At 30.1% G+C, this 12,331-nt stretch carries 10 protein-coding genes; 7 read left to right on the forward strand and 3 right to left on the reverse strand.

Annotated features, from left to right (window positions below; translation table 11 throughout):
• Window positions 1-186: 186 nt before the first annotated feature.
• Window positions 187-2,214 carry a rhodanese-like domain-containing protein gene (locus CPIN17260_RS06095; protein ID WP_078406111.1) on the reverse strand — a complete coding sequence of 676 codons (2,028 nt, stop codon included), beginning with the start codon at window positions 2,212-2,214 and terminating at the stop codon, window positions 187-189.
• Between the two features lie 70 nt (window positions 2,215-2,284).
• On the reverse strand, window positions 2,285-4,261 hold the full coding sequence (locus CPIN17260_RS06100) for a cytochrome c3 family protein (RefSeq protein WP_069638028.1): 1,977 nt from the start codon (window positions 4,259-4,261) through the stop codon (window positions 2,285-2,287).
• 660 nt (window positions 4,262-4,921) lie between these two features.
• Between CPIN17260_RS06100 and CPIN17260_RS06105 the strand changes: the two genes are divergently transcribed.
• From CPIN17260_RS06105 to CPIN17260_RS06120, 4 genes are read left to right on the forward strand one after another with little or no spacing between them, the layout of a single operon-like run.
• The gene (locus tag CPIN17260_RS06105; protein ID WP_069632597.1) at window positions 4,922-6,883 is read left to right on the forward strand and encodes a BCCT family transporter; all 1,962 of its coding nucleotides are present in this window, start codon (window positions 4,922-4,924) and stop codon (window positions 6,881-6,883) included.
• A gap of 39 nt (window positions 6,884-6,922) precedes the next feature.
• Window positions 6,923-7,597: a response regulator transcription factor gene (locus CPIN17260_RS06110; RefSeq protein WP_069636235.1), complete on the forward strand. Its 675-nt coding sequence runs from the start codon at window positions 6,923-6,925 to the stop codon at window positions 7,595-7,597.
• Window positions 7,598-8,839, forward strand: a complete 1,242-nt coding sequence (locus tag CPIN17260_RS06115) for an ArsS family sensor histidine kinase (RefSeq protein ID WP_069632595.1) — start codon at window positions 7,598-7,600, stop codon at window positions 8,837-8,839.
• A gap of 24 nt (window positions 8,840-8,863) precedes the next feature.
• Window positions 8,864-9,298, forward strand: coding sequence for a pyridoxal-5'-phosphate-dependent protein (locus CPIN17260_RS06120; protein WP_078387865.1), 435 nt, complete (start codon window positions 8,864-8,866; stop codon window positions 9,296-9,298).
• A gap of 16 nt (window positions 9,299-9,314) precedes the next feature.
• Here the strand turns inward: CPIN17260_RS06120 and uvrB are convergent, their stop codons facing one another.
• Window positions 9,315-11,294, reverse strand: coding sequence for an excinuclease ABC subunit UvrB (gene uvrB, locus CPIN17260_RS06125; protein ID WP_069632593.1), 1,980 nt, complete (start codon window positions 11,292-11,294; stop codon window positions 9,315-9,317).
• A gap of 134 nt (window positions 11,295-11,428) precedes the next feature.
• Here uvrB and CPIN17260_RS06130 point away from each other — a divergent pair, with 134 nt between their 5' ends.
• The 3 genes from CPIN17260_RS06130 to CPIN17260_RS06140 are packed head-to-tail and all read left to right on the forward strand — an operon-like array spanning window position 11,429 to window position 12,322.
• Window positions 11,429-11,662, forward strand: a complete 234-nt coding sequence (locus CPIN17260_RS06130; protein ID WP_069632592.1) for a hypothetical protein — start codon at window positions 11,429-11,431, stop codon at window positions 11,660-11,662.
• Window positions 11,662-11,892 (forward strand): hypothetical protein, encoded by a 231-nt coding sequence (locus tag CPIN17260_RS06135; RefSeq protein ID WP_069632591.1) that lies wholly within the window; start codon window positions 11,662-11,664, stop codon window positions 11,890-11,892. Before CPIN17260_RS06130 ends, CPIN17260_RS06135 begins: the two co-directional genes overlap by 1 nt.
• A gap of 28 nt (window positions 11,893-11,920) precedes the next feature.
• Complete coding sequence (locus CPIN17260_RS06140) at window positions 11,921-12,322, forward strand: type II secretion system protein (RefSeq protein WP_141071284.1); 402 nt, start codon at window positions 11,921-11,923, stop codon at window positions 12,320-12,322.
• The last annotated feature ends 9 nt before the right edge of the window (window positions 12,323-12,331 follow it).

The following is a 12,331-nucleotide window of genomic DNA, read 5'->3' on the forward strand; positions in this document are numbered from 1 at the left end:
AAGATGTATATATTGATAATATAAAACTTGTTTTAATGAACTCTTTGAATATACACAATATCACTCTAACAACAAAAGAAAATCAAAAAACACAACATATTATTTAGAATTAAGTGATTTATATACCGTTTTAACATTTAAAAAATAATAAATACCCCCTTTTTTTTTGATAAAGGGGTATTTTAATTAAAATATACTTACTATATAAGCATATATCATCATAAACAAGAACACAAGTCCTGTAATAAGCATGGCAAATCCAGCAAATTTTGCTATCGGTTTATACCAAGCATAATTTTCATTTTCATGATATAACCTTTTAAGGTCTCCGTTTTTAACCAATCTGTCATACCAATGTTTTCTCTCTTGTTTAATCTCTTCTTCTGTTAAAGTTCCACTAAATATAACCATATCCATAGGGAAACGATCAGCTCTAAAGTGGGTATTAAAGAAGTGAATAGCAAATATAAATCCAGTAGCAAGCAACGCTTCATCTGAATGGACTAATGTGCTTAGGTTTATCATCCAACCTGGCATAAAGTTAGAGAAGAATGTAGGGAACCATAAAACAAGTCCACTAAATCCAATGATAAACATACCCCAGAATACCGCAATATAGTCAAATTTTTCCCAATAAGTCCATCTGTCAAATTGTGGTCTTTCTCCCTTTCCGAAGAACCATAAGAAGTGAGCTTTCATATCTTTAAAGTCTTGAATTCTAGGCACAAGAGAATCAGCATCAAACAAGCGACTAAAAAATCCTTTTCCTTTTCTTGTCTGAACCACAATAATCTCAGCAATATGGCTAAAGAATACAGCAAACATAATAACAGCAGATAAGTGATGTATAAATGTAGCTACTTCAATACCACCCATTAATTCTATCATTTTATTAGCCCATGGAGCTGTATAGAATTTCTGTGGCAATCCAGAAAATGCAAGCCCTAAGAAGCTAGAAGCCATAAATAAATGCTGGATTAGGTGTAAAGTACTAAATCTCTTGATTGTCATTTTATCATTATGAGCTTTTTGTTTAGCTTCTTTCCACTCTTTAGGATAAGCCATTCTTGTTTGGATAAGTTTCATTGACCATAACAATGTATGCACTCCAAAGAATAAGAATACAACTATAACAAGCCCTGTCATAAACACATAAGCTGTATGTAGCAATGGATATTTTTCAGCATCTGTATGATCAGCATGAGCTATAAAACCAACGAAATTTATATTTGAGTCAACATGACACTCACCACAAGTTTTAACTCTATTGTTTATATGTAGCGTTGATTCTTCTTTGTCCATATTTAAAACATTATGCGTACCGTGACAATCATAACAAGCAGCAACTCTTATTGCATCGCCAGGCTTATTAAGTAAAAGTGCTTTACCGTGGAATGTTTCATGGTATAAACTTTGTTGTTTTTCATGACATACACCACAATTTTCTTGGCTTAATTGCTTTAATTCTTTATGAACTTTACCATTTTTATCAGCTATATGAACACCGTGACAATCTGTACAGTTTGGTAGTTTTCTACCTTCTTTTAAATCTTGTGTAACAAAAGGACTATGCACACTTTTTTCAAAATAAGACTTCTCTTTTTTATGACAAGTTTTACAATTATCATTCACAAACTCTTTATCTCTAAAAAGTTCTTCTTTCTCTTGCTTTGTTGCATACACTACTTTTGGTGATGCATGGCAATCTCTACAAGCAGGTAAATTTGCAAACAACAAATCATCATGAATACCATCTTTGTAGTTTTGTATTTTTTTCTGAGTTAATTGCTCAGTCTTGTGAAAAATACTATCTACTTTTCTACCTGATAAAGCCCAAGCATCAATACCTTCTAACATATAATAAAGATTATTATATCCATCTTTTTGTAAGATAGTAGCAATCTCTGTTGGTTCAATAGATGCTGAGTTTAAACCATATAAAACTATTTTTATATTTTTATTATCTGGTAAGAAACTTAGCACATTACTTACATTAACATTTATAGCATTAGGAATATGCCTTTGTTTATAAACTCTTTCATCGTTTGCATCCAAAAAATATACATCTTTCTCTTTGCTTATTTTTTCTGCTTCATTTAAACTTATAGGGTTAACACTATCTAAGCTTAAATTTATCTCCATAGGCATAGAGGCAAAAGTATTAGGTAAAATAATGAATGCAAATATAATAAAAAATCGGGCTATAATTTTCATGGCCGTCTTTCTCCTTAAATTATTTGTTATTTAAAGAGAGAATCATCTCTCTTTTTTTTGCTATTTTGACCTATTTGCTCTTACCATCAATGATATCTTGAGCATAATTAGCGTATGTCAATGCCTCATCTATAAGTTTTTTAGCATATTTTGGTCCATGAACACCCCAAGAACCATCTTTTTTAATCCTATCTAAAATATCTTGAGCTTGTTTAGCATAGCTTAGAACTTTTGTTTTTGACTCAACTGATATCTTTTTATTTTCAATCAAAGATTTGTCTATTTTTCTAAGAATTTGCTCGATATTAGCATATCCATCTTTAACAGGGTTTTGCCACTTCATAACATCTTCATATATACTGGCTTGATCTTTATAATGAAGCTCTTTTGGAAGTGTTGATTGAATTACACTATGGCATCCACTTGCGCCTGGTTTTACTAAATTTGGATCTTCAAAGCTTGTTCTACCACAACTCCACATAAGATCAACAAAGAATCTTCCATCTTCACGAGCTAGTCTCCAGCCTTTAACCTTAGGATCCCTAGCTTTTCCAGCAGGTGGGTTTAGTGTCTTTTTATCTTTATCAACTAATATTTTCCAAATATGAGATGCTCTAACGTTATCAAACCCTGCAAGATCTGGATTTTGTATAGCTGGGAAGTTTTCACAACTCATCATATTTGGCATATGACAACCAGTACAATTATCTTTAGCATGAGGTCCACCATATTTAAACATTTCGGCTTGAGGCTCATGACAATCTTTACAATTTTTCTTTAATCCAGTCAATGTATAAGAGTCTTTCCAATCATTAGCTGTTACTTCATGTGGATCATGACAAGTGCTACATCTTAGACCTTTATCATAGTGCATAGTGCTATACATTTGAGCACCCTCTGTTCCACAAGCAGGGCAAGATGATTTAAAGTAAGCATTAAATTCTTTTCTTGGATTTAATTTAGCATCATCTTCATGATACTGGAATCTTTGGTGGCATCTTTCACAATTTGAAGCCATGCCAGCACCTCTAGCACCATATAAGTGAGCACCAGCACCATGACACTCTTCACAAGATATGCCTTTTGAAATAGTATGTTTTCTAAGCTCTTTTGCATCCCCTAATGCACCCAAGAATTCTTCTTTACTTTTAAAATCAAATTTAAAGCTGTGGCAAACTTCACAGTAAGCACTTGCCGGTTGAAACTTAAATGATTTTTGATAACTAGCACCATATGAGTTCATGCCCCATATATAAGAACCGTTTCCACCAAACTCTTCCATTTTAGTCGGGAAGTTTGAAACTACTTCATCTTTTATTTTTTGTGCAACTTCAGGAGTTAAGAATTTTGTCCAATTCAGAGAAAATTGATTACCACCAGCAACTATTTTTGAGTTTGGATCATCTAATGTACCATCAACCACATGGTAAGTTCCACGAACAAGCCATTTATCTAAAAAGCCATATTTTGTTCTAGGAGTTCCTATAATAGCAAAAACATCATCTGGTCTTACACCTTTAGCAAGAATAGTAACATCAGTACCATACATACCCTGTTTTACATCACCGCCAACTTCTTCTAATTCCTCTGGCCATCTTAATGTTTTAGCATGACGAGATCTTTCCCACTGAGCATATTGAGCTGGGTGACACTCACCACATTTTTGTGGTCCGACGAATTTATTTGGAAAATCCAAAAAAGATTCCATAGCAAGACGATAAGTAATAGCAGTTGGTCTACCAGTTTTTTGTGCATATTGCTTACCGCCACCAAAATCTACAAATTCTTCATCACGATTAGAAAGTTTATATTTTCCGATCAAACGACCCTCTTTTTCAAATTTAAAAACAGGGTGATTTTCTTTCAAGTAATCCCAGAAATACTTATCTTCTTTGGTTACATCAATTAATGTTCTAGGTTTAAAACCATCATTTTGAAATGTATTTTTGAAATCTTTGTCATTTGCTTGTAATGTAGAAAATCCAACAAAAGAGCAAAAAGCTACAATACAGGCTTTTGATAAAATATTTAATGATTTTCGTTTCATAATAAATCCTCCTTAATTTAAGCAATTTTAAAAGACCTTAAAAGTCTAACTTAGCCCCCAACCACATAATAATGCAAAATGTAAATAATTTTTTACATTATAATTACATTAATAATAAAATTTATATCCTCCTTTAACCTTTAACATTTATTTAATATAATTTTAATACTTTAAATTAAAATTGATCTTAATAAGATATTTTTTGTATTATTTCTTAATTGAAATTTAATTTCAAAAAATAATAAAAATATTACAAAATTTTACATTATTTTTACATTGATATTATTTTTTTTATTAATTTATCGTTATTTTTACATTATTTTTACAAAGATTAAAAAATATATTTTTATAACAATAAATTAACAAATGTGTAAAATTGAAACAAAATACATATTTTTATAATGTAATTCTTATAAAAATATATCAATTAGTACATTCATTAAATTTAATAAATATTAAAAATATATAAAAAAATAATATATTTATTTTAAATCTCATCTATAAGCAAAAAACATAAAATCTTTATACTCAATATAAACCAAGTGTTTACACAAATATTTTTATTTTTATTTAATTTAATTTATGTTATTTTAAATTATTAATTATTGTTAAATATAATATAAAAGTTACAAAAAACAAATAAAATCAACAAGGAGTAATATGGAAACTAATTTTAAACAATCACATAGTTTTATAGTATTTAATGGTTCTATAATAGTTTCTCTGGCAATTTTAATATTATCAATTATTTTTCCAGAAGCAACTTTGAAATATCTAAAAGATATTCAAAATTTTCTAAGCATAAAATTTAGCTGGTTTTATACACTTAGTATAACGGTTATATTCTTTAGTATTTTATATCTTTGTATTTCCAAATTTGGAAGTATAAAGCTTGGACCAGATCATGCTAAACCACAATATGGAAACATATCTTGGTTTGCTATGCTTTTTTCAGCTGGAATGGGTATAGGTATAATGTTTTTTGGTGTTGGCGAACCACTTATGCATTTCATGAGTCCTCCAAATGCGGAACCTCAGAGCATTGAAGCGGCAAGAGAAGCCATGAAAATAACATTTTTTCACTGGGGCTTTTCAGCTTGGGCTGTTTATGGAATAGTGGCAATAGTTCTTGCGTTCTTCGCATATAGACATAATCTGCCACTTACATTAAGATCAGCATTTTATCCGATAGTTGGAGATAAAATTTATGGCAAATTTGGTGATATTGTAGATATTTTTGCTGTTGTATCGACTCTTTTTGGTGTTACAACATCACTTGGATATGGTGTTTTGCAAGTAAATGCTGGCTTTAATCATTTATTTGGAGTGCCAATTTCAGCAACAACTCAAATAATATTTATAGCAATAATAACCGTTTTGGTTACTATATCTGTTTTATCTGGTCTCGATAAAGGCATAAAAATCTTAAGTAATACAAATATGGCTCTGGCTATATTGTTTTTATTCTTTATACTGTTTTTAGGAAACACAACAGAGCTTTTAAAAGCACTTGTTGAAAACACAGGTAATTATATATCATCCTTTGTTGGCGATACATTCAAGCTATATGCGTATAAAAAACAAAATGATGCTTGGCTTGGTGGTTGGACTATATTATATTGGACGTGGTGGCTATCATGGTCCCCATTTGTTGGTCTTTTTATAGCAAAAATTTCTCGCGGTAGAAGCATAAGAGAATTTGTTGTTGGTGTTTTATTTGTTCCAGCTGGTTTTACATTTATGTGGATGAGCTTTTTTGGAAATAGCGCGATAAGTCTAGTTCAAGGTGGATTTACCGAACTTGTTGGAATGGTAAATAAAGATGTTTCTTTGGCATTATTTATATTTTTAGAAAAGTTCCCGCTAAGTTCTGTTTTATCTTTAATAGCGACATTTATGATTATTCTATTTTTTATAACTTCTGCTGATTCAGCTGCATTAGTTATGGATATGTTATGCCTTAGAGGAAGCAATAAACAAGTAAAATGGCAAAGAGCATTTTGGGCAATAATGATAGGTGTATTATCTGCAACTCTTTTATATATAGGTGGGCTATCAGCTCTTCAGAGCATGACAATGATAGCGGCTTTACCGCTAACATTAGCCCTACTTGGATCTATATACGGATTATTTAAGGCTCTTAATGTTGATATATATAAAAAGGATAGTCAAAATACAATAGTAGCTTCATTTGCTAGAGGTGGTACATATGACTGGAAAGAGAGATTAAAAGGTATTATAGAACACCCTGACAAAGATGATGCAAAAGGATTTTTAAATACAGTAGCTCGCCCAGCCTTTAAAGAGGTATGTGATGAGTTTAAAAACAATAATCTAGATGCAAATCTTACATATAATATAAAAGACAACAAAATAGAAGTTATTGTAAAACTTGGCGAAGAGCAAGATTTTATATATGGGGTAAAACTTATAAAAACGCAAATGCCTGAGTTTGCCTCAGATATGCTTGACATGTATTACAGAGGGGAAGTTTATCTTGCTGAGGGGGGTCAAGACTATGATGTTATTGGATGGAGCAAAGGTGCTATCATTAATGATATCGTTGAGCAATATGCAAAACATATACATTTTTTATATAAAGTTAGGCAAGATTTAAACTAATAAAGTTATAATATGAACTAAAAATTTTGGAGTAATTTTATGAGCGAAATTTTAATGATAGAAGATGATTTAGAATTAGCCGAAATTTTAAGCGAATATTTACAAAGTAATGATTTTAGTGTAACAATAGTAGCAGAGCCTTATCTTGGGCTCTCTACCTTAAATACTAAAAAATTTGATCTTATTATATTGGATCTAACACTGCCAGGCATAGATGGTCTTGAATTATGTAAAGAAATAAGAAAAGCTCATAATATACCAATTATTATATCAAGTGCAAGACATGATATAACAGATAAAGTAAATGCGCTTGATAATGGTGCTGATGATTATTTACCAAAACCATACGATCCACAAGAACTATTAGCAAGAATAAGAAGTCACCTTAGAAGAGAAAATATAAAAACAGAGATAGAAAACAAAGAAAAAAAAGACTTCATATTAAAAGAGTATGAACACGAAATACTTTTTAAAAATAAACCACTTAATTTAACAGTAGCTGAATACGATATATTAAGATATCTCATAATAAAACAAGGTGGAGCTGTAAGCAGAGAAGAGCTTATATACAACTGTGAAAGCATAAACGAAGATACTACAAATAAGAGCATAGATGTAATAATAAGTAGAATAAGAGCTAAAATAGGAGAAAATCCAAAAGAGCCAAAATATATCCATGCCATTAGGGGCATAGGATACAAGTTAGTAATTTAAATGCAACGCTCTTCTATATTTATAACAATAACAACTATATTTTTACTTGCATTTGGAAGTATACTAGTTGCATTCTTATGGCTCATAGACTACGATAAACAAAACTATGCAAGAGAGCTAAACAACAAATACTCAAATGTAGCACAAACAAATATTTTTTATATGAGCGGAATAATAACTGAAGAAAAATACAAACAAAGTATGCAAAATGTTGATATGCCTGAGATAGAAGATGAAAAAACAAAAGATACAATTTTAAACAAGTCAACAACTATAGAGGAAATTTCTGATGATTTGGGAACTGTTGCTATATTACTTTATAAAAAAAATCACTATCTTAAAATAGTTCATCTTGATGAGATAAAACTACTAAAAGATAAAGAATTTCAACCATACAGATATGAAGTTATAAAAGTTATTTTTTGGATAATTTCGTTTATATTACTACTTGCATATATTTTTGTAATATATAAATTAAAACCGCTAAGAAAACTAAAACGTCAAATAAATAAATTTGCGCAAAACGACCTTGAAAATATAGAAAATGTAAGTAGTGGAAATGATGAAATTTCAGATGTTGCACAAGCATTTTATGATGCTGTATTGCAGATTAAAACACTAAATGACTCTAGACATTTGTTTTTACGAAATATTATGCATGAACTCAAAACACCTATAACAAAAGGAAGATTGGTCGCTGAAATGATGGATCATTGCAAAAGTAAAGAGCGTTTTATATCAATTTTTGATAAGCTTGAGAACCTAATAAACGAATTAGCTGCTATAGAGCAAACAACATCAAAAATAGAACTTGAGAATAAGACAACTTGCTTTGTAGATGATATAATAGATGAAGCGATAGATATAGCGATGATAGAAAAAGATAGTGTCGAAATAAAAGAAAATCAAAATCTAAAAATAAATGTGGATTTTAAACTTTTTAGCATAGCTATAAAAAACATGATAGATAATGGAATAAAATACTCTACAGATAAAAAAGTGCAAATTATTGTAAATGAAAACAACATCAAAATTATAAGCAAAGGAGAGAAATTAAAAAACGATCTTAATTTCTTTATGCAACCATTTATTAAAGGCTATAACTCACAAAAAAGTTTTGGTCTAGGGCTTTATATTGTAAATAATATTTTAAACTCTCATAAATTAAATTTAAACTATGAACATAAAAATGGATTAAATATATTTATTTTTGATAATTTGAAAGTTATAATAAGAAAATAAAATCAAATTTACATAGGAGAAATTATGTCAGCAAAAAAATTTGAATCTAAAGATATAAAATCATTAATAGACTTAGAAATTGCCGTTATAAAAAGATATTACCAACACGCAAAAGAAGTCAACTCCTTTTCTTTGATATATTTCAAACTTCCGGATCCGATATATTGGTATGAAGAGATCTTTGAAAGAATACTAAGAAACACAGATGCTGTAGTCAATGAAGGTAATCATTTTATAGCCATCTTATATGCAACAAATAAAAATGGAGCTAGCAAACTTTTAGCCGGAATACAGGAGTTTTTAAATGAAGAGCCTATAGATCTTGTTGTATCTTATCCAAACGATGGAAAAGATACAAAAGCGATACTAAATAAAATACAAGATGAAATAATAGACAACTATGGAATTTCGCTTGAATGCCTAAAAATAGAAGAACCAATAGATATTTTTGAACTTTAATTTAAAATATATTATTTTATATTTGCCTAAGCTTTGCTATCTCATCTCGGATAGCAGCTGCTTTTTCAAATTCAAGCGCATTTGCTGCTTCAAACATCTGTTTTTTAAGCTCTTTTACTATTTTGGCTCTTTCAATAGCTGGCATTTTTTCTAATTTCTTAGCTTTTGTATACAAATTTGCATCATCATTTTGATGCAAACTATCTTCTAAATTTCTTGTTGCGCTTTTTGGAGTTATACCATTTATCTTATTATATTCATCTTGTAGTTTTCTTCTTTGAGTGGTTATATCTATTGCTTCTTGCATTGATTTTGTAATTTTTTTACAAAACATAACAACTCTTCCGTTCACATTTCTTGCTGCCCTACCCATAGTTTGTATAAGACTGGTTCTTGAACGCAAAAATCCTTCTTTATCGGCATCCATTATCGCTATCAAACTTACTTCTGGCAGATCAAGTCCTTCTCTTAATAAATTTATACCTATTAAAACATCATAATCTCCATTCCTAAGCCCGCGAATAAGCTCATTTCTTTCAATAGCATCTATATCAGAGTGCATATACTTGACCATAAGTCCAAGCTCAGTGTAATATCTACTTAATTCTTCTGCCATTTTTTTTGTTAGGACAGTGATTAAAACCCTCTCTTTACGAGCTATAACCTCTTTCGCCATATCATATAAAGTTTCAACTTGATTGTCACTATCTTTGATATCTATAACAGGATCTAACAATCCTGTAGGTCTTAGTATTTGTTCATAAACATGTCCTTTTGAAAGTTCTACTTCTAGTTCATTAGGAGTAGCAGATACAAACAAAAAATTTGCATTTTTATTTATAAACTCATCAAATTTCAAAGGGCGGTTATCAAGAGCTGATGGCAATCTAAATCCATACTCCACAAGAGTCTCTTTTCTGCTTCTATCACCAGCATACATACCTCTAAATTGTGGCAAACTAACATGAGATTCATCAACTATAACCAAAAACTTACCACCATTTAAAAGCTCAAAATAATCAAACATTGTATAAGGTGTAGCACCACTTTTAAGTCCTGTAAGATGCCTTGCATAATTTTCAACACCCTTGCAAATACCAGTTGAAGAAAGCATCTCTAAATCAAACTCAACCCTTTGTTTTAGGCGTTGCATTTCCACAAGCTTACCCTCTTTTTGATAAAACTCTAGCCTCTCGCTAAGCTCATCTTCTATGCCTTTAATTGCTGTTTTTAATCTATCTTCTCTAACTATAAATTGACTTGTTGCATAAAGAGTAAATTTAGAAATATCTTTTAGCTTTTTATTATCCAAGACTTCAAAATGATACATTTGTTCTATCTCATCGCCAAAAAACTCAACCCTCAAAGCTTCATCACCCCAATAGGCAGGATAAATATCCACAACATCACCATTAACTCTAAAATTTCCACGATCAAAAAAAGAATCATTTCTCGTATAACCCATATCAACAAGCCTACTTAAGAGCTTTTTTTGACTTATTTCATCACCAACATTAAGATATTGAATCATACCTTGATACTCACTAGGGTCACCAAGACCGTAATTAGCAGAAACAGAAGCTATAACAATAACATCATCAAAACTAAGTAAACTGGCGGTCGTGCTAAGCCTAAGTCTTTCAAGCTCATCGTTTATAGAGCTATCTTTTTCTATATAAATATCACTTCTTGGTATATAAGCCTCAGGCTGATAATAATCATAATAACTTATAAAATACTCAACGTGATTTTTCGGGAAAAATCCCTTAAATTCGCTATAAAGTTGAGCGGCCAATGATTTGTTATGAGTCATTATTAGTGTTGGCATTTTTAAGTTTGCAATAACATTTGCCATAGTAAAAGTTTTACCGCTTCCTGTTACACCAAGAAGCGTATTGTATTTATTTCCACTTTTTATACTTTTTACTATCGAACTTATAGCCTTTTTTTGATCTTCTCCTGGCTTAAATTTTGATGAAATTTTAAAATCAGACAAATTATCCTTCTTATATATTTTGTATTTACAAAATTTATTTTATATATTTTAACACAACTTTTTTATTTATTATAAAAATTTTATAGACTATATGATAAAATATGGCTTCAAATTTTATACAAAGGCAAAAAATTATGTTTGATGATGAAAAAGTACTAACAACTTTAACAGGTAAAGTTAATGATCTATTGGTAAGATATGAAGATTTATGCAAAGATAATGAAGAATTACACAATCAAATAGTAACATTAAAAGCTCAAAACGAAGCAAAAACAAATCAAATTATGCGTTTAGAAGAAGAGCTGAATAAAAAGACAAATGAAACAGATGATGTTTTAAAGAAAATAGAAGCAGTTTTAAATAAATAATGAAAAAAGAAATCACGCTCACAATATCATCAAAAGACTACGTAATAACAATAGAAGATGATGAATTTGCACGAGTATTAGAGCGTGATTTTGGTGGTTTTGTTGGAGGTAGAAAGTTCCTTACGCCAAAAGAACTACTAGATGCTTATGTTCAAAAGTGCTATGATAACTACATAAATGAGTGCCATATAAAAGAAGTCCTTGAAAATGTAGAAAAGAATTTAAAATAAAGGTTAGTGTATGAAAAAAGCTTTTATAATGATAGAATTGGTTTTTATAATTACAATTATAGGAATATTATCTGGCGTAGCTATCATGAAAATGAATTTCGGAAGAACTGATGCTGAAATACAAAACGCAAAAGTTCAATTAGCTTCCGTAAAATCAGCAATAATGGTATATTATAACGATAAGTTACTATTTGGAAAGCCTAAATATCCAGAAACTTTAGACAAAGATGGAAAATTATTTGGATCTATTTTGCCAATGGGTGGTATTAAACCTAGTACCGGAAAAAATGGTTGGAAAATAATAAAACCCAATGAAGAATATACCTTTACAGTATCAGGAAGAACTGTAAAATTTAAATACAAGAAAGCAGATGGAAAACTAACTTGTGAACCAAACCACGACACCACTCTTTGTTCTCAATTAGAATAATATAAAGTT

It is taken from the genome of Campylobacter pinnipediorum subsp. pinnipediorum, from assembly GCF_002021925.1.
GTDB lineage: Bacteria > Campylobacterota > Campylobacteria > Campylobacterales > Campylobacteraceae > Campylobacter_A > Campylobacter_A pinnipediorum.

Excerpts from the sequence above, each read along its gene's own strand:
- CPIN17260_RS06130 (WP_069632592.1), top strand. The coding sequence starts at position 11,429 with ATGTTTGATGATGAAAAAGTACTAACAACTTTAACAGGTAAAGTTAAT.
- CPIN17260_RS06115 (WP_069632595.1), top strand. The coding sequence starts at position 7,598 with ATGCAACGCTCTTCTATATTTATAACAATAACAACTATATTTTTACTT.
- CPIN17260_RS06110 (WP_069636235.1), top strand. The coding sequence starts at position 6,923 with ATGAGCGAAATTTTAATGATAGAAGATGATTTAGAATTAGCCGAAATT.
- CPIN17260_RS06100 (WP_069638028.1), bottom strand. The coding sequence starts at position 4,261 with ATGAAACGAAAATCATTAAATATTTTATCAAAAGCCTGTATTGTAGCT.
- CPIN17260_RS06095 (WP_078406111.1), bottom strand. The coding sequence starts at position 2,214 with ATGAAAATTATAGCCCGATTTTTTATTATATTTGCATTCATTATTTTA.
- CPIN17260_RS06120 (WP_078387865.1), top strand. The coding sequence starts at position 8,864 with ATGTCAGCAAAAAAATTTGAATCTAAAGATATAAAATCATTAATAGAC.
- CPIN17260_RS06105 (WP_069632597.1), top strand. The coding sequence starts at position 4,922 with ATGGAAACTAATTTTAAACAATCACATAGTTTTATAGTATTTAATGGT.
- CPIN17260_RS06135 (WP_069632591.1), top strand. The coding sequence starts at position 11,662 with ATGAAAAAAGAAATCACGCTCACAATATCATCAAAAGACTACGTAATA.
- CPIN17260_RS06140 (WP_141071284.1), top strand. The coding sequence starts at position 11,921 with ATGATAGAATTGGTTTTTATAATTACAATTATAGGAATATTATCTGGC.